The sequence below is a fragment of the Cellulosimicrobium cellulans genome, from assembly GCF_006539945.1.
Lineage (GTDB): Bacteria > Actinomycetota > Actinomycetes > Actinomycetales > Cellulomonadaceae > Cellulosimicrobium > Cellulosimicrobium cellulans.
In genome coordinates, this window is sequence record NZ_BJNZ01000029.1 from 1 (window position 1) to 21,541 (window position 21,541).

19 protein-coding genes are annotated in these 21,541 nt (G+C 76.4%); 11 read left to right on the forward strand and 8 right to left on the reverse strand.

Translation table 11 applies throughout. The annotated features are described in order from the left end of the window. The 6 genes from CCE02nite_RS17085 to CCE02nite_RS17110 all read left to right on the forward strand — a co-directional run. On the forward strand, positions 1-1,453 hold a 1,453-nt coding region (locus CCE02nite_RS17085; RefSeq protein ID WP_141390816.1), incomplete at its 5' end, for a YihY/virulence factor BrkB family protein. Next, the gene (locus CCE02nite_RS17090) at positions 1,450-2,583 is read left to right on the forward strand and encodes an ATP-binding protein (RefSeq protein WP_141390817.1); all 1,134 of its coding nucleotides are present in this window, start codon (positions 1,450-1,452) and stop codon (positions 2,581-2,583) included. The genes CCE02nite_RS17085 and CCE02nite_RS17090, both read left to right, overlap by 4 nt. A gap of 59 nt (positions 2,584-2,642) precedes the next feature. Further along, positions 2,643-5,072, forward strand: a complete 2,430-nt coding sequence (locus CCE02nite_RS17095; protein WP_141390818.1) for a DUF5682 family protein — start codon at positions 2,643-2,645, stop codon at positions 5,070-5,072. Beyond that, on the forward strand, positions 5,069-6,313 hold the full coding sequence (locus tag CCE02nite_RS17100) for a VWA domain-containing protein (RefSeq protein WP_255318932.1): 1,245 nt from the start codon (positions 5,069-5,071) through the stop codon (positions 6,311-6,313). The genes CCE02nite_RS17095 and CCE02nite_RS17100 overlap by 4 nt, the downstream gene beginning before the upstream one ends. Next, entirely contained in the window at positions 6,310-8,565 is a 2,256-nt protein-coding gene (locus tag CCE02nite_RS17105; protein WP_141390819.1) for a hypothetical protein, read from the forward strand. Before CCE02nite_RS17100 ends, CCE02nite_RS17105 begins: the two co-directional genes overlap by 4 nt. After that, on the forward strand, positions 8,562-10,259 hold the full coding sequence (locus tag CCE02nite_RS17110) for a bifunctional 3'-5' exonuclease/DNA polymerase (RefSeq protein WP_141390820.1): 1,698 nt from the start codon (positions 8,562-8,564) through the stop codon (positions 10,257-10,259). Before CCE02nite_RS17105 ends, CCE02nite_RS17110 begins: the two co-directional genes overlap by 4 nt. A gap of 58 nt (positions 10,260-10,317) precedes the next feature. On the opposite strand, the gene CCE02nite_RS17115 is transcribed toward CCE02nite_RS17110, so the two are convergent. The 5 genes from CCE02nite_RS17115 to CCE02nite_RS17135 are packed head-to-tail and all read right to left on the reverse strand — an operon-like array spanning position 10,318 to position 14,308. Beyond that, positions 10,318-10,806 (reverse strand): VOC family protein, encoded by a 489-nt coding sequence (locus CCE02nite_RS17115; protein ID WP_218027145.1) that lies wholly within the window; start codon positions 10,804-10,806, stop codon positions 10,318-10,320. After that, entirely contained in the window at positions 10,772-11,680 is a 909-nt protein-coding gene (locus tag CCE02nite_RS17120) for an AraC family transcriptional regulator (RefSeq protein ID WP_141390821.1), read from the reverse strand. Before CCE02nite_RS17120 ends, CCE02nite_RS17115 begins: the two co-directional genes overlap by 35 nt. A gap of 29 nt (positions 11,681-11,709) precedes the next feature. After that, the gene (locus CCE02nite_RS17125; RefSeq protein ID WP_141390822.1) at positions 11,710-12,099 is read right to left on the reverse strand and encodes a hypothetical protein; all 390 of its coding nucleotides are present in this window, start codon (positions 12,097-12,099) and stop codon (positions 11,710-11,712) included. Positions 12,100-12,119: 20 nt separating this feature from the next. Further along, the gene (locus CCE02nite_RS17130; protein ID WP_141390823.1) at positions 12,120-13,832 is read right to left on the reverse strand and encodes a SulP family inorganic anion transporter; all 1,713 of its coding nucleotides are present in this window, start codon (positions 13,830-13,832) and stop codon (positions 12,120-12,122) included. After that, positions 13,829-14,308, reverse strand: a complete 480-nt coding sequence (locus CCE02nite_RS17135) for an ArsR/SmtB family transcription factor (protein ID WP_141390824.1) — start codon at positions 14,306-14,308, stop codon at positions 13,829-13,831. Before CCE02nite_RS17135 ends, CCE02nite_RS17130 begins: the two co-directional genes overlap by 4 nt. A gap of 91 nt (positions 14,309-14,399) precedes the next feature. Between CCE02nite_RS17135 and CCE02nite_RS17140 the strand changes: the two genes are divergently transcribed. Genes CCE02nite_RS17140 through CCE02nite_RS17150 form a run of 3 tightly spaced genes read left to right on the forward strand, consistent with a single transcriptional unit; the run spans position 14,400 to position 17,417 of the window. Beyond that, positions 14,400-15,383, forward strand: coding sequence for a Nif3-like dinuclear metal center hexameric protein (locus CCE02nite_RS17140; RefSeq protein ID WP_141390825.1), 984 nt, complete (start codon positions 14,400-14,402; stop codon positions 15,381-15,383). A gap of 52 nt (positions 15,384-15,435) precedes the next feature. Next, positions 15,436-16,179, forward strand: a complete 744-nt coding sequence (locus CCE02nite_RS17145) for a zinc ribbon domain-containing protein (RefSeq protein WP_141390826.1) — start codon at positions 15,436-15,438, stop codon at positions 16,177-16,179. Continuing rightward, a complete protein-coding gene (locus CCE02nite_RS17150) occupies positions 16,176-17,417 on the forward strand; it encodes a bifunctional RNase H/acid phosphatase (RefSeq protein WP_141390827.1) in 1,242 nt (413 codons plus the stop codon). Before CCE02nite_RS17145 ends, CCE02nite_RS17150 begins: the two co-directional genes overlap by 4 nt. A gap of 52 nt (positions 17,418-17,469) precedes the next feature. On the opposite strand, the gene CCE02nite_RS17155 is transcribed toward CCE02nite_RS17150, so the two are convergent. Continuing rightward, positions 17,470-17,817, reverse strand: coding sequence for a TfoX/Sxy family protein (locus CCE02nite_RS17155; RefSeq protein WP_141390828.1), 348 nt, complete (start codon positions 17,815-17,817; stop codon positions 17,470-17,472). A 111-nt stretch (positions 17,818-17,928) separates the two neighbouring features. On the opposite strand from CCE02nite_RS17155, the gene CCE02nite_RS17160 reads away from it, so the two are divergent. Next, positions 17,929-18,264: a hypothetical protein gene (locus tag CCE02nite_RS17160; RefSeq protein WP_141390829.1), complete on the forward strand. Its 336-nt coding sequence runs from the start codon at positions 17,929-17,931 to the stop codon at positions 18,262-18,264. An 18-nt stretch (positions 18,265-18,282) separates the two neighbouring features. Here CCE02nite_RS17160 and CCE02nite_RS17165 read toward each other — a convergent pair whose 3' ends face one another. Beyond that, positions 18,283-19,125, reverse strand: coding sequence for a YaaA family protein (locus CCE02nite_RS17165; RefSeq protein ID WP_141390830.1), 843 nt, complete (start codon positions 19,123-19,125; stop codon positions 18,283-18,285). Positions 19,126-19,211: 86 nt separating this feature from the next. Between CCE02nite_RS17165 and CCE02nite_RS17170 the strand changes: the two genes are divergently transcribed. After that, positions 19,212-19,595, forward strand: a complete 384-nt coding sequence (locus CCE02nite_RS17170; protein ID WP_141390831.1) for a tautomerase family protein — start codon at positions 19,212-19,214, stop codon at positions 19,593-19,595. Between the two features lie 61 nt (positions 19,596-19,656). Here the strand turns inward: CCE02nite_RS17170 and recQ are convergent, their stop codons facing one another. After that, positions 19,657-21,498: a DNA helicase RecQ gene (recQ, locus tag CCE02nite_RS17175; RefSeq protein ID WP_141390832.1), complete on the reverse strand. Its 1,842-nt coding sequence runs from the start codon at positions 21,496-21,498 to the stop codon at positions 19,657-19,659. Between the last annotated feature and the right edge of the window lie 43 nt (positions 21,499-21,541).

The window sequence follows — 21,541 nt, forward strand, 5'->3', positions numbered from 1 at the left end:
CGGACGCTCCCGTGAGCGGCGGCACCGGCCCGTGATCGTCGTCGCGACGCTCGCCTGGCTGCTCGTCGCCGTGCTCGCGCGCCGGTCGCCGGGAGTCCGGTCCGCCGTGAGCACGGCGACGTCGACGCTGCTCGCCCTCGCGGGCGTCGGGGCGGTCGTCGTCGTGGTGGCCGTCGCCGCGGACGACGGCGGGACGCGGGCGCTCGCCGCGCTCGCGAGCGTGCCCGTCGCGGTCGGCGTGGTCGCCGCCGGGACGTGGTGCGCGCGAGAGGTGGTCCGCCCGTGGACGGTGCGGCGGCGCGATCGCGCGGCGGGCCGCGTCCCGTGGCAGGACCGCGTGCTCGTCGCCGCAGCCCGCACCGGGCCGCGCGTGCGGGGGGTGCGCGTCGCCGACGTCGCCGCCCGCTCGGCGTTCCGCGTCGCCGGGGTCCGCGTCACGGGCCTCGCCGCCGAGATGTCGTACTACGGCCTCATCTCGCTCATCCCGCTGACGACCGCGATCGGGTCCAGCCTCGGCTTCCTGCGCCCGCTCCTCGGCGACGACACCGTCGACTCGATCCGCTCGTCGATCGTCGGCGGTCTCACCACGGTGTTCGCCGAGCACGTGTCGACCTCCGTCGTCGCGCCGCTCGTCGACAGCCTGCTCGACGAGCAGCGCACCGGGTTCGCCGTCGGGTCGTTCCTCGTGGCGCTCTGGCTCGCGAGCCGCGTCTTCCGCGCCGCGGTCCGCGCGCTGGACGACGCGTACGGCGTCGAGCGGCGCCGCGGTGTCGTGGCGCAGTACGTGCTCGGGGTCGCGCTCGCCCTCGGCGCGATCGTCACGGCGGTGTCCGTCGTCGCGCTCGTCGTGGTCGGCCCGCTCCTGGGCGACGGTGCCGAACTGGCCGAGCGGCTCGGTCTCGACGCGGCCTTCCGGCAGACGTGGGACGTGCTGCGCTGGCCGACGGTGGTGCTCGTGTGCGGCGCGTACCTCACGCTGCTCTACCGGTACGCGCCGAACGTCGACACGACGTGGCGGCGGTGCCTGCCGGGCGCGGCCGTCGGGACCGGCGGCGTCCTGCTCGTGTCGTGGGGGTTCGGGCTCTACGTCCGGCTCGCGGGACCGGCGGCGCCGGGCTCCGGAGCGGGGACGACGGCGGTCGTCCAGGCGGCCGGGCAGATGCTCGGTCTCGTCCTCGCGGGGGTCCTCTGGGGCTGGCTCACGAGCATCGTCGTGCTCGTGGGCGGCGTCGTGAACGCGGAGGCCGACCCGTACCGCGTGGTCCCGGCGGGACGCGCCGCGGGTGGATCGTGGGTCGGCGGGGAGGGCATCGCCGTGACCAGCGCGAGCGCCGGACCCTTCGACGACCGCTCCCGCGGCACCGGCGCCGGCCGTGTGGGACGCGGCTCCTACGCTGACCTGCAGGACCACGGGCACGGTGCCCGCGACCGGACCGAGGAGGAGCCCGGGTGACGAGCACGACGACCGGTGACGAGCAGGCGCCCGCGGCGCTCGAGGAGCTGCGACCGCCGGCAGAGGTCCGGTACGCCGACGAGCTCGCGGCGCTCGCGGACGCCGACGCCCGGCGCGGGGCCGACGTCCCGCCGGGCTGGCGCCTGAGCCCGCGCGCCGTGCGGGCGTTCGTCGTGGGCGACCGGGAGCTGGGCGTGAGCCGCAAGTTCTTCGGCGACGACCCGCTCGTCGACCGCGCGGTCGTGTCGCTGCTCGGCCGGCAGGGCCTCATGCTCGTCGGCGAGCCCGGCACGGCCAAGTCCCTGCTGTCCGAGCTGCTCGCGGCGGCCGCGAGCGGCACGTCGACCCTCACGGTGCAGGGCACCGCGGGCACGAGCGAGGACCACGTGCGCTACTCGTGGAACTACGCGCTGCTCATCGCCGAGGGGCCCAGCGAGCGCTCGCTCGTCCCGTCGCCGGTCTTCCGGGCCATGGAGAGCGGTCGCGTCGCGCGGTTCGAGGAGATCACGCGCTGCGCGCCCGAGATCCAGGACACGCTCGTGTCCGTGCTCTCGGAGAAGCAGCTCATGGTCCCCGAGCTCGGCGCCGACGCACGCGTCGCTGCCCGTCCCGGCTTCAACGTGCTCGCGACGGCGAACCTGCGCGACCGCGGCGTCCACGAGATGTCGGCGGCGCTCAAGCGGCGCTTCAACTTCGAGACCGTCGCACCCATCCGCGACCGCGCGTTCGAGATGGAGCTCGTCGAGAGCCGCCTCACGGCCGAGCTCGGCCCGGCGCCGGAGCGCCCGCGGCTCGACCGCGACGTGCTCGAGGTGCTCGTCACGGTCTTCCAGGACCTGCGTACGGGCGCGACGGCGAGCGGCGCCCCGGTCAAGCGGCCCGAGACCGTGATGTCGACGGCCGAGGCCGTGAACGTCGCGGTGGCCGCGTCGCTCGAGGCGCGGTACCTGGGTGACGGAACCGTGACCGCCGCCCAGGTCGCCCGTCAGGTGGGCGGCGTCGCGCTCAAGGGCGACGAGGAGGACGCGCGGCGGTTGCGGCACTACGTGGACAACGTCGTGCGGGAGCGCGCGCGGTCGGACGCACGCTGGAAGGACTTCCTCACCGCGGCGGGCGACCTGTGGCGGTAGGCCTGCGTGCGGCGTGGGACGCCGCTCCGCCCCGGCTGCGGCAGGCGGCGCAGGACCTGGTGACCCTGCGGGAGCGCGGCGGCGTGCACCTGTTCGGCGTGCGCCACCACAGCCCGGCGTGCGCGGTCGCCATGGCCGCCCTGATCGACGAGGTGCGACCGGCGGTCGTGCTCGTCGAGGGTCCGGAGGAGTACACGCGGCTCCTGCCCGCGCTGCTCGACGAGCGCACGGTGCCGCCCGTCGCGGTCCTCAGCCTCGCCGGCGACCCGGCGGGGGGCGGCGCGCGCGGCGCGGGGTTCTATCCGCTCGCGCGCTACTCGCCCGAGTGGGTCGCGCTCCGGGCGGGGCACGCCCTCGGCGCCGAGCTCGCGTTCGTCGACTCCCCGTGGGCGGCGCGGGTGCCGGGGGAGGACGACGACCATGCGGACCCGGCGGCGCGCACCGTCCTCGCGGAGCGGCACCTCGCGCACTCGCGCACGGTCGCGCGGCTCGCGGAGCGGCTCGGGTGCCGCGACCACGACGAGCTCTGGGACCACCTGTTCGAGGCGCGGGACACCGCGCGCCTGCGCGACTGGCGCGAGCTCACCGACGACGTGTTCGCGTGGGCGGCCCTCGCCCGCCTCGACTACGAGGACGAGGTGCTCGTCGCGGACGGGTCGCTCGACCGGGAGGCGCGGATGTCGGCGCGCGTCGCCGAGCACGCGGCGCGCGCCGACGGTCCGGTCGTCGTCGTGACGGGGGCGTTCCACACGCTCGCCCTCGTCGAGGCGCTGACCGGGAGCGCCCACGGTGAGGCCGTCGTCGCGCACCGCCCGGCGGGCGGGTACGGCGACCTGGCCGACGCCCCCGCGTGGCTCGTCCGGTACGACGACGAGCGGCTCGACGCGCTGCGCGGGTACGGCGCCGGCATGCCGACGCCCGGGTACTACGATCGGCTCTGGGCCGCGCACCACGACGCGGGCGGCCCCGCCGGCGCGGCGAACGGCGTCCTCGTGGACGTCGGGCGCGGGGCGAGCGCGCGCGGCGCGCTCGTGAGCGTCGCGCAGTCCCAGGCCGCCGTCGAGCACGCGCACCGGTTGGCCGCGCTGCGCGAGCGGCCGTGGCCGTGCCGCACCGACCTGCTCGACGCCATCACGTCCTGCTACGTCAAGGACGCCGACGACCTCGACGCCGCGGGCGACCGGCCCCTCGGGCTCGCGGTCGCGGAGGTGTTCGCCGGGCGAGCGCTCGGCGACCTGCCGCCCGGGGGCGCGGCCCCGCCGCTCGTGGAGGAGGCGCGCTCGCGCGCACGGAGGCTGCGCCTGGACGTGTCCGACTCCGTGCCGCGCACCGTCCGGCTCGACGCGCGACGCAAGTCCGCGCACCGCGACCGGCGCCGGTTCCTCGCGCTGTGCGCGTTCCTCGACCTGGGGTTCGCGCGCCGCGTCTCCGGCCCGGACCACGTCGCCGGGCGCGGTCTCGGCCTCGTGCTCGAGGAGTGGGAGTACGCGTGGACGCCGCTCGTCGAGGCGCGGCTCGTCGAGCTCTCCCACCGGGGCGCGACGCTCGACGCGGTCGCCGTAGCGTTGCTCGACGACGCGCGCGACCGCGCGCGCGAGGAGCGGTCGAGCGACGCGGTGGCGCGGCTCGTCGCGCAGTGCGTCGTGGTGGGCCTGGCCGACCGGTTGCCTCCGCTCGTCGGTCTCGTCCGTTCCACGCTCGACGTCGACCCGTCTCTCGCCTCGGTGGTAGCAGGCATGCGGCGCCTCGTGGGGCTCTGGCGCGCCCGCACCGAGCTCGAGCTCGGCGAGCAGGCCGAGGCCCTGCTCGACCTTGCGGAGCAGGGGCTCGCCACCGCGGCGTACCTCGTGCCCGACCTCGCGGCCGCCGACGAGGCGACGCAGGACGACGCGTTGGCGAGCCTCGTCGCCCTGCGCTCCCTGGTCCGGGACCTGCGCGACGCGGGTCGTGACGGCACCGGCTCGGCGGCGGAGTCCGTCGCGCGGGCGCTCGAGCACGTGCGAGAGGACGACGGCGCGTCGCCCGCGGTGCGCGGCGCGCTCACGGCCTTCGCCGCCGTCGACGACGAGCTCGACGAGCCCGGCGGCAACGGTCTCGTCACGCGCGTGCGCGCCCGGCTCGCCCCCGGTGCGGACCCCGTGGCCGCGACGGCGTTCCTCAGCGGCGTGATGCGCGCCGCGCCCGACCTCCTGCTCCACACCCCCGAGATGTTCGACGCGGTCGACGACGGGCTGCGCGGCCTGGGCGAGGAGGCGTTCCGCGCGGTGCTGCCGGACCTGCGCCGGGCGTTCACCTGGCTGCGCCCGACGGAGACGCACCGCCTCGCCGAGCGCGTCGCCGCGCGGACCGGCACGAGCGCCGCCGCGCTGGACCGGCACGTCGACGTGACGGAGGACGACCTCCGCACAGGGCTGCTCGTCGAGCGCGAGCTCGTCGCGGTCCTGGAGCGCGACGGCCTCGGCGCCTGGGCGCGTGGGGGAGCGTCGTGACGGCCGCCGGCGTGGGAACGGCGGACGTGCCGGACACGGCGCCGACCGGGACCCCACGTGCCGGGTTCGGGCCCGGCGCAGGCGAACCCGCCGGGAGCCGCGCGGACGATCAGGAGGCGGCGCGCCGGTGGCGGCTCGTGCTCGGCCGGTACGCGGGCGACACGTTGCCCGTCGCGCCGCAGGACCAGGGCCTCGACCGCACGCTCGGGCACCTGTACGACCGGGAGTACACCGCACGTGGGCACCGGCACGGCGACGGCGACGACTCCCGTGCCGCGCGCGGCGGCGGGGGGCGCGGGGGTTCGGTCGTCGCGGGTCTGGACTGGCTCGAGTCGGCGCGCGAGCTGTTCCCGCGCGAGACGTTCGAGCGCATGCAGGTCGAGGCCGTGGGTCGCTACGGGATGACGGAGCTGCTCGCGGATCCGCGCGCCGTCGACGCGGTGGAGCCCAGCACGGAGCTGGCCTCGGCGCTGCTGCGTGCCCGGGGCCGGCTCGGGCCGGGCGTGCAGGACGGCCTGAAGCGGTTGGTCGCGCGCGTCGTGGAGGACGTCGTGCGGCGGCTGCGCCCCCGCTTCGAGACCGCCGTGGACGGCCGTCGCGACCGCACGCGCCGCTCGTTCGTGCGGTCGAGCCGCACGTTCGACGCGGCCGCGACCGTGCACGCGAACCTCGGGCGCTGGGACCCGGAACGGCGGAGGCTGCTCGTCACCGACCTCCGGTTCTCGGCGCGGCGCCGTCGCGCGCTGTCGTACGACGTGGTGCTGCTCGTCGACCAGTCCGGCTCGATGGCCTCCTCGGTGCTGTACAGCGCGGTGAGCGCCGGCATCCTCGCGGGGCTGCCCGGCATCACGGTGCGGCTCGTGCTGTTCGACACGTCCGTCGTCGACATGTCGCACCTCGCGCACGACCCCGTGACGGTGCTCCTCACGGCTCAGCTCGGCGGCGGCACGGACATCGCGCGTGCGGTGCGCTACGCGGAGCAGCACGTGCGCGACCCGCGCCGGACCGTCGTCGCGCTCGTCACCGACTTCGAGGAAGGTGGCTCCGTGTCGCAGCTCGTGGCGAGCGTCGGGCGGCTGCACGCGTCCGGCGTGCGGCTGCTCGGTCTCGCCGCCCTCGACGGTCAGGCGAGCCCCGCGTACGACCGCGGCGTCGCCCGGCGGCTCGCGGAGCAGGGCATGGAGATCGCGGCGCTCACCCCGGAGCGGTTCGCCGAGTGGCTGGGGGAGGTGCTCCCGTGAGCGGCACCACCGGGATCGGACCCTGGGCGGGCGTGTACGCCGGGTACGACGACGCCGCGCTCGCCACCCTCGCCAACGCCGGCCTGGTCCGTCGCGCGCGCAAGGACGTCGCCGCGGGCAAGGTCGAGGTGCTGGAACAGCGCGCCGACGGTGCCGTGCTGTCGGTCGGGGGCGCACGCGTCGAGCTGGACGCGCGTGGCCCCGCCGGCGTGCGGTGCGCGTGCCCGACGCCGGGTGCGTGCCAGCACGTCGTGGCCGCGTGCCTGTGGGCGCGCGACGCGGGGGCCGCGCCGGTGGAGGCGACGGCGGCCGAGCCGATGGAGCCGGTCGTGACGGTCCGTGAACGGACAGCGGCGGTGCGACCCACGGCGGACACTCCCGCCGATGCCGATGCCGATGCCGATCAAGCGGGTCGCGGTCGAGCCGCTGCTGGTTCCGCGAGTCCGGCAACGGGGCGCGCCGGGGCAGGCGCGCCGCCCGAGCCCGACGCCGGCCCCCGCGCCGGGTCCATCGCCGATCCGCTGGGCGAGATCCTCGCGCTCGACCCGCGGGCGGTGCACCGGGCCGCCGGTGCCGCCGTCGTGCGCGCGGTCGCCCAGGAGAAGCGCGAGGGGGCTGAGGTGCCGGCGCGCGGCGGCTCGACGGACGTGTGGGTGGACGGTCCTCGCGTGGTGGTCTCCTGGCCCGACGCCCCGCGCGTCACCTACGTCGCGGGGGCGGGATTCGTCGGCATGCTCGTCGAGCGCGAACGCGTTGCCTCCCCGACGGCGCGCGCGGCGGACGACCGACGCTGGCGCCTGGAGGCGCTCGCACGGGTCTGGGACGCGCACGGCCGCGCCTGGCCGTGGCCCGAGGAGACCGCTGCCGCCGCGCCGCGCGCCGCCGGGGTGCCGGACGCCCGGACGGTCGCGGACGAGGTCGCGCGCGCCGTCGAGCGGGTGCTCGACGTCGGGCTCTCGCACCTCGGTCGCGACGACCTCGAGGAGCTGCGGGGCGCCGGGGTGCTCGCCCGGCTGGGCCGCCGGCCCGCGGTGCAACGACTCGTCACGTCCGCGGTCGGGCGGCTCGAGGCGCTCGCAGACCGTCGCGACGCCGTCGACGAGGAGGAGTGCCTGCTCGCGCTGGCAGAGCTCTGGGCGTACGTGCGGGCCGAGCCCGCGCCGGACGCTGCGGGGCCTGACGAGCGCCTGACGGACCTTCCGCACCTCCTCCCGCTCGGGGCGCGCTGGTGGGTCGCGGCGTCGGGCGCACGGGGCGTCACCGTGCACGTGTGGGACGTCGTCGAGGGCCGGGCGCGCGCGGTCACCACCGGACGGCCACCCGGCGCCGACCCCACGTTCCGCCGCTCGTGGGACCTCCCGCTCGTCTGGGGACGCTCGGTGGAGGCGCTGTGCCGCGGCCCGTTCGCCCTGCGCGGGGCGACTGAGCGCGCCGGGGCGCTCCGGCCCGGCGAGGGCCCGGTCGTGGAACCGTTCGGGACGCTGACCGCCGATGCGCTGCGCGACGTCGCCGAGCGGACTGCGGCGCCCGCCGCGCGGGCCGAGGTCGGGTTCGGGCGGAGGCCGGCCGTGGTGCGGGTGGTCATGGTCCGGGACGCGGGCCCCGTCGGGGTCGACGAGGTGGCGCAGGAGATCACCTGGACCCTCGTCGCGGCGGACGGCACGCCGACCGTCGTGCGCGTCGACGCGGCGGACGAGGCAGCCTGCGACACCCTGCTCGGGGTCGCGGCGGGGAGCCGTCGGCTCGTCGCCGTCGCGGTCGAGCACGACCTGGAGTCCGGCGGGGCCGAGGCCGTCGGTCTGTTCGTCGAGCGCCCCGGTGGAGGGCTCGGGCTCGTCGTGCCGACGCTCACGCCCGCGTACGACCACCGCACATGGTCGACCGCGTGGACGAGGCTCCGCGCGCGCGTCCGTGCGCTGCGGGGACGCGCGACGACGCACGTGCGCGAGGAGGTGGCGCCGTCGCCCGTCGAGGACGTGTGCGCCACGGTGCTCGACGCCGCCGTGGCGCTCGCGGCGACCGGCCGTCGGCACCTCAGCCCGCGCCAGGGTGCCGCGCTGGCCCGCGCGGCGCGGACGGCGGACGACCTCGGGGCCCCGACCCTCGCGGGTGCGGTCGCGCTCGTCGCCCACGAGGCCGACGCCGCGCGCCTGCTGCGGGCGGCGCTCGTCGCCTCGCGCGGGCGGGCCCTCGCGCGGGTCGTGGGCTCGTCCCGCGAGCCCCGGCCGGACCAGCGGGCGGTGCGCCCATGAGCACCTACGCCGTCCACGTCGGGTCGCCCGAGCACGGCCGGGTCGAGCACGTCGTCGACGGCCCGGCGGAGCCCGTCCGCGTGACGTGGGACGACACGAACCGCTGGTACCCACGCCTCCTCGCCGACGGCCGGCGCGTCGAGCGGTCGCACGACCTGCGCCTGTCCCACATCGTGCTGCGCCGCTCGCGGCTCGCGGCGGGATCGGCGCTCGCGTTGCGAGACCCCGGGCCGTGGGACGCGCTCGCCGCCGCCCCGGCCGGTCGTGAGCCCACGGCCTCGCCGCGTCCCGTCGGCCTGTTCGAGCTCGGGCCGCAGCACGCGCCGCGCGTCGAGCTCGACACGGTGGCGGAGCTGCGCGACCAGCTCGCCGCGGTCGCGGGCGCCGACGACTCGGACGGACCGGGACGGCTCCGCATGCTGCTCGCCGCCGAGTCGGCGGGGGCGCTCGTCGCCGCGGAGATGCACCACGCGGGCGTCCCGTGGCGCGCCGACGTGCACGACGCGATCCTCACGGACGCGCTCGGCCCGCGCCCGCGACCCGGCGAGCGCCCCGCGCTCATGGAGGACCTCGTGGCGCGCATCCGCGCGGCCCTCGACGCGCCGCCGACCCTCAACCCGGACTCGCACCCGGACCTGCTGAAGGCGCTCCAGTACGCGGGTGTGGGCGTGCGGTCGCTGCGCAAGTGGGAGCTGGAGCGGACGGACCACCCCGTCGTCGAGCCCCTGCTCGAGTACAAGAAGCTCTCGCGGCTCCTCACGGCGAACGGCTGGGCGTGGCTCGACACCTGGGTCCGCGACGGTCGGTTCCGCACCGAGTACGTCGTGGGCGGCGTCGTCACGGGCCGGTGGTCGTCGAGCGGTGGCGGGGCGCTCCAGCTTCCCAAGCAGGTGCGCCGCGCGGTCGTCGCCGACCCGGGCTGGAGGCTCGTCGTCGCGGACGCCGCGCAGCTCGAGCCGCGCGTGCTGGCCGGGCTCGCGCACGACGAGCGCATGGCGGCGGCGGGGCGCGGCGGCGACATGTATGCCGGCATCGTCGCGTCGGGCGCCGTCGCGACGCGCGACCACGCGAAGGTCGGCATGCTCGGCGCCATGTACGGGGGTACGACGGGCGACAGCGCGCTCGTCCTGCCGCGGCTCGCGAAGGCGTTCCCCGACGCGATCGGCCTCGTGGAGCGTGCCGCGCAGGCCGGCGAGCGCGGCGAGGTCGTGTCGACCCTCCTCGGCCGCGGCTCGCCACGACCCGGCGAGTCGTGGCATGCGGCCCAGGAGGGTGCCTACGCGGTCGAGGAGGGCGGCGCGGTCGACGTCGAGGGCGGCCGGACGGGCGCGGACGCGCAGGCGCGCGCCCGGTCGTACACCCGCGCGTGGGGCCGGTTCACGCGGAACTTCGTCGTGCAGGGCACGGCGGCCGAGTGGGCGCTGTGCTGGCTCGCCTCGATCCGTCGTCGGCTGTGGGACCTGCCCGTGGCGTCGACCCCGGGCGCCGCGCCCGCGCCGTTCGCCGACCGGGCGCACCTCGTGTTCTTCCTCCACGACGAGGTCGTCGTGCACGCGCCGGCCGAGCTCGCCGAGGCGGTGGCCGACGAGGTCCGCGCGGCGGCGACGGAGGCAGGGCGCCTCCTGTTCGGGGAGTTCCCGGTCGACTTCCCGCTCACCGTCGCCGTCGTCGACCACTATGCCGAGGCGAAGTGATCGACGGGGGACGGGACGCAGCAGGCCCGCCGACCGGTGGTGTCGTCGCCCGGCGGCGTCAGCGTCGCGGCTCGCCGCGGTAGGTGCCGAACGACCACAGGTTGCCCTCGGGGTCCTGGAGCACGAGCTCGCGGCTCCCGTAGTCCGTGTCCCGGAGCGGGACGACGACGCGTCCCCCGGCACCCGGCGCGTGCTCGCGCAGCCGGGCGTCGAGCGCCTCGATCTCGTCGTCGGGGACCACGACGTACGTGCCGCAGGTCCCGGGCTCGCGCGACCACTCCCGCTCGGGGGAGTGGCTGCCGAGCATGACGGCGCCGCCGTGCGGCCAGTCGAGCTGCGCGTGCGCGACGTCGCGGTCCTTGCCCGCCATGACGGCCGTCGCGACGAACCCGACGACGTCGGTGAGGAACGCGACGAGGCTGCGGGCGTCGTGCGCCTGGAGCGTGGGCCAGACCCACGGTGTCGGCGGCGCGTCGGGCCCCGGGGTCGGCGTCGCGGCCGAGCCGGAGGTTTTAGTCGGGGTGCGGGTGCTCTCGTGGATGCTCATGTCCCCACCCTGGTCCGTCGGTGTGGCCGCCGGCTTGGATGTTCCCGAGCTCTTCGCGCACCCAGGCGGTCGGGCTCGTGCCGGCGAACCGGCGGAAGTCGCGCACCAGGTGGGAGTGGTCGGCATACCCGGTCTGCGCGGCGACGTCGGCGAGAGTCCGGGCGCCCCGGCCGAGGGCGAGGCGCTGCACCTGGCGGCGGGCGGCGTCGAACCGTACGAGGCCGCGTGCCGCCCGGGGCGTGACGCCGAGCTCGGCCCGGAACAGCGTCTCGAGCTGCCGCTCGCCGAGGGCGACGTGCCGCGCGACGTCGCGCACGCGCGCCCGGCCCCGGGTGCGGACGAGCAGGCGCCACGCCTCCGCGACCTCGGCGCGCACCTCGGCGCGCACCGGCCGGGCTCCGAGGCTGCCCCGCGGGTCGGTCCGGCCCGCGAACGCCGCGCGCACGGACTCGAACGCGGCTGCCCACGAGCCTGCCTCGGCGGCCTGCTCACGCAGGCGGGCGGCGGCGGGGCCGAGGACGGCGTCGCCGTCCTCGACGAGGCCGAGGTCTCCCGCGCGCACGCCCAGCAGCCCCCGGCAGGCCAGCGGATCGAGCGCGAGCTGCACGCCCGCCTGCTCCCGCGGTTGGTGGATCAGGGCGGGGCGCGTGTGCAGGCCGCCGACGAGCGACTCGTAGTGCACCGGGGCGGCGTCCGGCCCGGGCGACGTCGGGACGACGCCCGCGGTGCTCACGACGAGCGTGAGCCACGGTGACGGCAGGCCGCGGTGGACGGACGGCGCGCCCTCGGTGGGCGGGGTCCGGAGCCGGTAGCCCACCATCGACACGACGCCGGGCGGCAGCGCGTCGGACGGGGCTCGCACGAACTCGTGCATCCCACCACGCTATGCGGCTCGTGCACCGCTCACAGCCCGAGCGGACGGTGCCATCCGACGTCGACGCGGAGCGTGGCGCCGGACGCCTCCTCGTCGACCTCCCACACGCACCGGACCCGCCGGTCGAGGACGGACATCGCGTCGCACCGCCGCCCCGCGGCGTCGAGGCCGACCCGTGCACGGACGGCGTCGCGGTCGCGCCCGGGCCACGAGATCGTCAGCTCGCGCCAGCAGCCGCCCGATCCGCAGCCCGTCCCCTCGTCGACCACCTGGAGGCCGTCGGCGAAGGTCGGGACCGGGGGTGTGCCCGCCTCGTCGAGCTCGACCCAGAGGACGGGACCGACGAGCCAGGCGACGAGGAGGACCAGTCCGACGGTCGCACCGGCGACCCCGGCACGGCGGCCCACCCTGTGCTGCATCGGCGCATCGTACCGAGGGGTCAGGTCGACGGGCGCAACCCGCGCACCTGGGGGACGTCGGTGCCCCGGGCGGCACGACGCACGTGCGAGCGCGCGTGCTCGATCGCATCGTCGAGCGTGTCGAAGAGGTGGTTCTCGTGGCGGAGCTCGGCGAGCGCCCCGACGTTCGTGAGGAGCGACCGGTGCCGTTCCTGGACGCCCTTGACGAGCACGGTCACGCCGCGCGCCTCGAGCCCTTCGACGAGCTCGCCGAGCGCCCTGGCCCCGGTCGCGTCGACCATGCGGAGCTGGGAGAGCCGCAGGACCACGACCGCGACGTCGTCGTGCGACGAGGCGTCGGTCACCTCGGTGAGCACGCGGTCCGCGGCGCCGAAGAACATGGAACCCTCGAGACGGAAGAGCGCGATGTGCTCGTCGCCCGGCTGGGCAGGCCCGGGGAGTGGGTCGCGGTGCACGGCCGAGGCGCGCGCGACGGTCCGCAGCGCGAAGAACGCGGCGACGAGGATGCCGATCTCGATGGCCTGCACGAGGTCGAACGCGACGGTGACGACGGCGGTCACGACGAAGGTCGCCGCGCTCGACCGTCCGGCGCCGACCACCGACCGGATGGTGCGGGCGCCGATCATCCGGAAGCTCGTCACCATGAGGACACCGGCGAGCGCGGCGAGCGGGATCCGGGAGACCGGGCCGGTGGCGAGGTAGATGACGGCGAGGATCACGACCGCGTGCACGACGGCGGCGAGCCGTGTGCGGGCTCCGGAGCGCACGTTGACGGCGGTGCGGGCGATGGCACCCGTGGCAGGCATGCCGCCGAAGAGGCCGCTGGCCACGGACGCGAGACCCTGCCCGACGAGCTCGCGGTCGGGCTGGTAGACGGAGCCCCCGGGCGACCCCGTCTGCGTCATGGAGGCGGCGACGCGGGCGGACAGCAGCGACTCGATGGCCGCGAGCGCGGCGATCGCGAGGGCGGCACCGCCGAGGTCACGCAGCGCGCCGGGGGCGAACGTCGGCAGGACGGGCGCGGGCAGGGACGAGGGCAGCGCGCCGATGCGCGGGACGGGAGCGCCGAGCGCCTCGACGAGGACGGTGGCCAGCACGACCGCGACGAGCGACGCCGGGATCGCCGCGTGGACGCGGGGGAGCAGCAGCATCGTCGCGGCGACGAGCGCGACGCACCCGAGCGTCCACAGGACCGGGGCGGGCGGGACGTCGGTCACGGCGGTGCGCACGGCCCCGACGGCGGTCACGAACGTGTTGTGACCGGGGGCCGCCGCGACCCCGACCGCGGCCGGGACCTGCTGGAGGAAGATGATGCACGCGATCCCGAGCGTGAAGCCCTCGACGACGGGCCAGGGGATGTACGTGACGACCCGGCCGAGCCGGGCGAGCCCCGCGACGAGGACGACGAGCCCGCCGAGCACGGTGACGAGCGCGACGGAGCCCAGCCCGTGGGTGACGACGATCGGCGCGAGCACGACGGCCATCGCCCCCGTCGGCCCGGAGACCTGGTGGTTCGACCCACCGAGCACGGCGGCGACCACGCCGGCGATGACGGCGGTGACGAGCCCGGCCGCCGCCCCGACGCCGGAGCTGACGCCGAACGCGAGCGCGAGCGGGAGGGCGACGACGCCCACGGTGACGCCGGCGAGGAGGTCGGCGCGCAGGGTCCGCGGTCGCAGGTCGTAGTCGGAGCGTCGGGGGAGCAGGTCGCGGACGGCGGCGAGGCGGCTCATGCGGAGGCGGGCGACGTGATGGCGGGCGACGTGGTGGCGTCGAGCACGGCCCGCGCCGACGCGCCCGGCAGTGCGGGGAGCCGTCGCGCGGCGTCGAGCTGGTCGGACGCACCCGCGAGGCTCGAGAGGAGGAACGCCCGCGCGACGACGAGGAGCTCGGCGACGAGGGGCTCGGCGAGGCGGTACTCGACCGCGTTGCCGCTGCGGGTCGAGGTGACGACCCCGGCGCGGCGCAGCACGGCGAGGTGCTGGGAGAGCTGGGAGGGCTCGCACCCCGTGACGTCCAGCAGGTCGGACACGGGCGCCGTGTGGCCGGCGTCGGCCGCGAGGACCTCGAGCACCTGGATGCGGGTGGGGTGGGCGAGGCACCGGAAGAGCTCGGCCTTGATGCGGTAGAGGGGAGCGGCCTCGTCGGTGCCGCGGGCGCCGTCGCCGCGCGCGTCGTCGGGCCGGTCGGGGCGGGGGGTGCGGGGCACGGGTCCTCCGAGCAACGGTTTGATGGATTGCGCAATCCATCAAACCACATCGGACGGCACCCGTGCGTCCCGCGCGGGATAGCCTGCCGCCATGACCGTCGCGCCCGACCCGAGCACCGGCACGTCGACCGAGCCGGAGGAAGACGGCTCCGCGCACCCGACGCTCGGCCGCGTCGTGCGGACCCTGGACGAGCTGTACCCGCCGTCGACGGCGGAGGCCTGGGACGCCGTCGGGCTCGTGGCCGGGGACCCGGGCGCGCCCGTGCGCAAGGTGCTGTTCGCCGTCGACCCGGTGGAGGACGTCGCGGACGAGGCGCTCGCCTGGGGCGCGGACCTCCTGGTCACGCATCACCCGCTGTTCCTGCGGCCCGTGCACTCGGTCGCGGCGACGACGTTCAAGGGCTCGCTCGTGCACCGGCTCATCCGGGGCGGGTGCGGCCTGTACGTCGCGCACACCAACGCCGACGCGGCGGAGCGCGGCGTCGCGGACGCGCTCGCGGACGCCCTCGGCCTGCTGCACCGTGTGCCGCTCGTCGCCCACCCGGCGCCGTCCCCGCACGAGGCGGTGCGCACCGGAACCGGCCGCGTGGGGCGCCTGGCGGAGCCGACGACGCTGCGCGGCTTCGCGCAGCGTGTCGCCGAGGTCCTTCCCCCGACGGTGCAGGGCGTGCGCGTCGCGGGTGACCTCGACGCGACAGTGGAGTCCGTCGCGGTCGTCGGCGGCTCGGGCGACTCGCTCTTCGACGCCGTCCGCGCGAGCGGCGCCGACGTCTACCTCACGTCCGACCTGCGCCACCACCCGGTCTCCGAGCTGCGCGAGCGCGCCCGGCTCGAGGGCGACGGCGAGGCGGGCACGCCCTTCCTCGTCGACGTGCCGCACTACGCCTCCGAGTGGTCGTGGCTCCGCTACGCTGCCGAGGACCTCGCGCGCGCCCTGGAGCACGCGCAGCCGGGGGCGGTCGTCGAGACGCGCGTGAGCATGCTCGTCACCGACCCGTGGACCGCTCGGATCGCGTCGGCGCCCGCCGAGCCGCCAGCGGGCCCGCGCACCGAACCCGACGCCCCGTCCGCCTGACGCCCCGACCCTGCACGCCGGCCCCGCACGGGGCCCACGAAAGGAACCACCTGTGGCCACTGCACCGCCCGCCGACCAGCTCCGCCTGCTCGACGTCCAGGAGCTCGACACGCGGGCGCAGCAGCTCGCGCACCAGCGCAAGAACCTGCCCGAGCACGCACGCATCGCCGAGCTCGACGCCCAGATCGCGGACCTGCGCGGGAAGCTCGTCGAGTCGCGCACCGCGGTGAGCGACCTCAAGCGCGAGCTCAGCAAGGCGGAGACCGACGTCGAGCAGGTGCGCACGCGCGCCGCGCGCGACCAGTCGCGGCTCGACTCGGGGCAGGTCGGGGCCAAGGACGCGCAGGCGCTCGTCGCGGAGCTCGAGTCCCTCGCGCGGCGCCAGGGCGTGCTCGAGGAGGTCGAGCTCGACGTCATGGAGCGTCTGGAGGCGCACGAGGAGGCGCTCGCCAAGCTCGAGTCGGCGAACGCCGAGCTGGAGGCCGCGAAGGCCGAGGTCGTGACCGCTCGGGACGCGCGCTACGCCGAGCTCGACGCCGAGGCGGGCCAGGTCGCGGGCAAGCGCACCGAGGCCGTCGCGGGCCTCGACGCCGGGCTCCTCGCCCTGTACGAGCGCGTGCGCGACCAGAACGGCGGCCGGGGCGTCGTCGCGCTGCGCGGCCAGCACGTCGACGGGCTCAACGTCTCGCTGAGCCCTGCCGAGCTCGCGGCGATCACGTCCGCCGCCCCCGACCAGGTGGTGCGGCTCGAGGACTACGGCCACATCGTCGTGCGGCCGGAGGGCGCCGGCGCGTGAGCGCGGTCGGTCGGCGCCACCTCGTCGTCGAGGCCGACGGCGGGTCCCGGGGGAACCCGGGCCCCGCGGGCTTCGGCGCGCTCGTGCGCGACGGCGCGAGCGGCCAGGTCCTCGCCGAGCGCGCCGCGTTCCTCGGGGTGACGACGAACAACGTCGCCGAGTACTCGGGCCTCGTCGCCGGGCTGGGTGCCGCGGCCGAGATCGACCCGGACGCGCGGGTGACCGTGCGGATGGACTCGCGGCTCGTCGTCGAGCAGATGTCGGGTCGCTGGCAGATCAAGCACGACGACATGCGTCGCCTCGCCGCCGAGGCGGCCGCGGTGCTGCCCGCGGAGCAGGTCGCGTACGAGTGGGTGCCGCGCGCGCAGAACTCCGCGGCGGACGCCCTCGCGAACGAGGCGATGGACACGGCGGGGACGGTCTCACGCGACTACGCGCTCGGCGGCGACGCCGTGCCGGGTCCGGGCGACGACGAGCCGGACCTCGACGCGGCCGACGCGCCCGCGGACGTCCTGGGCGAGTCGGCCGCGTTCGACACCCCCGCCCGCCCGTCGGGCGCTGCCGTCCGGTTCGACGACGCGCCCGCCCTCACGGTCGTCCTCGTGCGGCACGGGCAGACGCCGCTCACCGTCGCGGGCGCGTTCAGCGGGTCGTCGGTGCCCGGCCCGTCGCTGACGGCGCGCGGCCGTACGCAGGCCGCGCAGGCCGCCGACCTCGTCTTCCGGGTCGGGCGCCAGGCGTGGCCCGACCTGCCCAGGCCCACCACGATCGTCGCCTCGCCCATGGTGCGCGCGCAGGAGACCGCGCGAGCGGTCGGCCGCCGGCTCGGCGTCCACGTCACGACGGACGACCGGTTCGCCGAGGTCGACTTCGGGGAGTGGGAGGGGCGCACGGCCGCGGAGGTCGACGCCGCGTGGCCGGGCCTCCTGCACGCGTGGCAAACGACCGGCACGACCGCGGCCCCGGGAGGCGAGTCGTACGCCGACGTCGGGGCGCGCGTCTGGCATGGGCTCCAGCACCTCGTGGAGACGCTTCTGCCGGGGGCGGGACCGGGAGGGCGGACGGCTGTCGTCGTCGGCCACGCGGTGCAGGTGCGCGCCGCGATCGGCACGGCGATCGGCGCGCCGCCGTCGCAGTGGTCGCGCGTGCGGGTGCCGCCGGCATCGCTGAGCATCCTGCGCCTGTGGGCCGACGGCACGAGCGAGCTCACCGCCCAGGGCGTCCCGAGCGACCTCTGAGGCCGCTGCACGTTTCTACCTCGCCGCCGGAGTGCGGCGCCGCCCGGCCGGTTCAGCTCTTCCGGGGCTTCTTCGCCTTGGCGGGATCCGCGAGGGCGTGCTCGACGGCCGTCGCGACCCACGCGTCGAGCTCGTCGGGGTCGGCGACGCGTCCGCCGTCGACGAGGATCATCCCCGTCATCGGGCGACCGCCCATCTCCATGACCGCGCCGCCGCGTTCGAGCGCCGCGCCCATGCCGTCCTTGCCGACCCGCACCATGAGGTCGTCGCGCGTGACGCCGAGGGCCATGTGGGTGTTCACCATGAAGGCGATCCCGCCGAACATCTTCCGCTCGTCGAACGGCGTCCGGGGCGACAGGGCCGCCCGGATCCGGTCGGCGAGATCCTCGCTGTAGACCATGGGTCCACTGTGGACCGCGTCCGGGCGTCGCGCAGGGAATGTCGGACCCCAGGGGTTCACTGGCATCGACGACGCGGCCCCGACCGGGGGCCCCGACGAGGGGAGTGCGCGATGACGAGCGCAGGGTCGAACGAGGGCGGAACGGTTCTCGAGCTCGTGGTCTTCAGGGCGAAGGAGGGCGTCACGCGCGAACGGCTGCTCGGGACGGTCGATGCGGTCTCGGAGTGGGCGCGGGCGCAGCCGGGGTTCGTGTCGCGCGACCTGACCTACGACGCCGCGGGCGACCGCTGGGTCGAGATGATCTGGTGGACGAGCACGGCAGACGCCGAGGCCTCGGTCAAGGCCGCCGAGACGTCGGACCTGTGCGCGCCGATGTTCGCGCTCATCGACCCGGAGAGCATGCTCTTCCTGCACGGCGTCCCGCAGATCGAGCGGGTCGTCGCCTGACGGGCCGGGCCTCCGGGCTCAGGCGATGACGAGCTCGAGCGTGCGCGGCCCGCTCCGGGTGGTCGCGTCGTGGAGCGTCGTCTCCAGGAGGCGGTAGCTCAGGCCCGAGCCCACCTCCGTGCCGATCACCGTCCCGACGAGCTCGCCCGCGGCGTCGAGCAGCCCGTCGGCCGACGCCGGCGCGGCCGCCTCCCGGCGCAGCAGGTGCCCGGCGAGCACGCCGCGGGTGTGCTTGGCGTTGTGCGAGACGACGGTGCGCTTCCCGGAGTGCTCGCGCACCACCCGCACCGCGACCCAGTCGGCCGAGCGCGGCCCGGAGGTCGCGGGCTTCCACGCGCCCACGTACGTGGCGGACCGGCAGTCGACGACGACGTCCCGGGCCGCGCGCTCGTCGAGCACGGGGGCGAGGTGCGGGCGCCACGCGGTGGCGAGCTTTCCCACGCCCGGCAGGGCCACGGACATGGAGAGCCGGTACGCCGGGACCCGGTCGGCGGGGGAGAGCGCGCCCCACAGCGCCGACACGACCCGGACGTCCTCGCGAGCCCGCCGCGCGGGCTCCCCGCCCGCGGCGAGTGCCCCCGCGAGGTCCGCGGCGCCGTAGAGCACGCCCGTGTAGACGTCGGCCGCGGGACCCGCCGGGGCCGAGCGCAGCACGGTGTTGCGCCGCACCTCCTCGGTGAGCCCCGGCGTCGTGCCGAGGACGTCGTGCGCGTCCGGGCGCGCGCTCGCCGCGGCGAGCGCGTCGAGGACCTGCGCGCGCTGCGCGGTGAGGGCGGGAGAGCTGAGCGCGGCGAGGTCGACCGGCGCGGCGCCGTCGGGCGCGGGGGTCTTGCCCTCGGACGGGGGGAGCAGCACGAGCACGCGGCCACTCTACGAGCGCTCGCCGCGTCGCCGCGGCGGGTGACCGGCGCCGACGGCGTGGGGTGCGTCACGGCTACGCTCGCCCGATGGCCCAGGTGAAGATCTACGGACGGCGCAGCGTGTGGGGCGAGCGGCGGGCGGAGGTGTCCGACGCGCTGCACGACGCGCTGGTGACCACGTGGCAGCTCCCGCCGGACAAGCGGTTCCACCGCTTTCTGCTCCTGGACGACGACGACCTGGTCGCGCCCCGCTCGGACGCGTACCTCGTCGTCGAGGTCGTGTGCTTCACGGGCCGCACACGCGAGGCCAAGCGAGCGCTGATCGCGGCGCTGTACGACGACGTCGCGCCCGCCCTCGGCCTGACCGCGGACGACGTGGAGCTCGTGATCCTCGAGAGCCCGCGCGAGAACTGGGGCATCCGCGGGGTCAGCGGCGACGAGCTCGCGCTGTCGTACCGCGTCGACGTCTGACACGCATCGCGTCCCCTGCCTCGGGGTGGAGGGGGCGGTCCGGAGCCCGGCGCGCGGCCGCTCAACCCGCCTCGGCGACGACGGCCAGCACCGCGTCGCCGTACCGCGCGAGCTTGTTCTCGCCGACCCCGCTCACCAGCGCGAGCCGCTCGAGCGAGCCGGGCCGGGCCGTCGCGATCCCGCGAAGCGTCGCATCCCCGAACACGATGTACGCGGGCACGCCCTGGGTCTTCGCCTCCCCCGCGCGCCAGGCGCGCAGCGCCTCGAAGAGCGGGACGTCGGCCTCGGCCAGCTCGGCGGCGGCGGTCGCCTTCCGTCCCTTCGCCGCACGCACCGGACGAGCCGGCTCGTGCCGCATCCGGACCTCGCGTCGTCGGGCCAGGACCTCCCCGCTCCCCGCCGTGAGCACGAGCGTCCCGTGGGCGCCCTCGACGGTGAGCAGCCCCTGGGCGAGGAGCTGGCGCACCACGGCCCGCCACTCGTTCTCGGACAGGTCCTTGCCGACCCCGAACACCGACAGCTCCTGGTGCCGGAACCGTCGGACCTTCTCCGTGTCCCGGCCGAGGAGGATGTCGACGACCTGCCCGACGCCGAAGCTCTGCCCGCGCTCACGCTCCAGACGGAACACCGTCGAGAGCACCTTCTGCGCGGCGACCGTCCCGTCCCAGGCCTCGGGCGGGGCGAGGCACGTGTCGCACGACCCGCAGGCCCCCGGGTGCTCCTGCCCGAAGTAGGCGAGGAGCTGGGCGCGACGGCACTCGACGGTCTCGCAGAGGGCGAGCATCGCGTTCAGGTGCTGGCCCAGGTTGCGCCGGTGCGCGGCATCGCCGTCGGACGTCTCGATGAGCTTGCGCTGCTGCACGACGTCGGCGAGGCCGTAGGCCAGCCAGGCGGTGGACGGCAGCCCGTCACGCCCGGCGCGCCCCGTCTCCTGGTAGTACCCCTCGACGGACTTGGGCAGGTCGAGGTGCGCGACGAACCGGACGTCGGGCTTGTCGATGCCCATGCCGAAGGCGATCGTCGCGACCATGACCAGGCCGTCCTCGCGTAGGAACCGGGACTGGTTCGCGGCGCGCACCGACGCGGGGAGCCCTGCGTGGTACGGCAGCGCCTGGATCCCGTTCGCGACGAGCGACGCGGCGGTCCTCTCCACCGACGCGCGCGAGAGGCAGTAGACGATCCCCGCCTCCCCGGCGTGCTCGGTGCGCAGCAGGTCGAGCAGCTGCTTCTCGGGCCGGTCCTTGGGCACGATCCGGTAGGTGATGTTGGGCCGGTCGAAGCTGGAGACGAAGTGCCGCGCGCCCCCCAGGTCGAGGCGCTGCGCGATCTCGGCCCGGGTGGCCGCCGTCGCCGTCGCGGTCAGCGCGATGCGCGGGACGGACGGCCAGCGCTGGTGCAGCACCGACAGCTCGAGGTAGTCGGGCCGGAAGTCGTGCCCCCACTGGGACACGCAGTGCGCCTCGTCGATCGCGAAGAGCGCGATCTGCGTCCGGTCGAGCAGGTCGAGGGTGGCGCGGCTCCGCAGGCCCTCCGGTGCCACGTAGAGCAGGTCGAGCTCACCCGCCACGAGCGCGCGCTCCACGGCGCGGCGGTCCTCCGAGGACAACGTGGAGTTGAGGAACGCCGCGCGGACACCGAGCGCCGCGAGGGCGTCCACCTGGTCCTGCATGAGGGCGATGAGCGGTGACACCACGACGCCGGTCCCCGCACGGACCAGCGCGGGGATCTGGTAGCACAGCGACTTGCCCCCGCCGGTGGGCATGAGCACCAGGGCGTCGCCGCCGCCGACGACGGTGTCGATGATGGCCGCCTGCTCGCCCCGGAACGCGTCGTACCCGAAGACCCGCCGGAGCACGTCGAGCGCGGTGTCCGTCGCAGTGTCGGTCGCAGTCGCTGTGGCCACCCGGGCACCCTACCGAGGAGAACCGACACGACGGTCCCGGCGC

Coding starts and splice junctions, on each gene's coding strand:
- CCE02nite_RS17110 (WP_141390820.1), top strand. CDS start 8,562: ATGAGCACCTACGCCGTCCACGTCGGGTCGCCCGAGCACGGCCGGGTC.
- CCE02nite_RS17115 (WP_218027145.1), bottom strand. CDS start 10,806: ATGAGCATCCACGAGAGCACCCGCACCCCGACTAAAACCTCCGGCTCG.
- CCE02nite_RS17120 (WP_141390821.1), bottom strand. CDS start 11,680: ATGCACGAGTTCGTGCGAGCCCCGTCCGACGCGCTGCCGCCCGGCGTC.
- CCE02nite_RS17125 (WP_141390822.1), bottom strand. CDS start 12,099: ATGCAGCACAGGGTGGGCCGCCGTGCCGGGGTCGCCGGTGCGACCGTC.
- CCE02nite_RS17130 (WP_141390823.1), bottom strand. CDS start 13,832: ATGAGCCGCCTCGCCGCCGTCCGCGACCTGCTCCCCCGACGCTCCGAC.
- CCE02nite_RS17140 (WP_141390825.1), top strand. CDS start 14,400: ATGACCGTCGCGCCCGACCCGAGCACCGGCACGTCGACCGAGCCGGAG.
- CCE02nite_RS17155 (WP_141390828.1), bottom strand. CDS start 17,817: ATGGTCTACAGCGAGGATCTCGCCGACCGGATCCGGGCGGCCCTGTCG.
- CCE02nite_RS17160 (WP_141390829.1), top strand. CDS start 17,929: ATGACGAGCGCAGGGTCGAACGAGGGCGGAACGGTTCTCGAGCTCGTG.
- CCE02nite_RS17170 (WP_141390831.1), top strand. CDS start 19,212: ATGGCCCAGGTGAAGATCTACGGACGGCGCAGCGTGTGGGGCGAGCGG.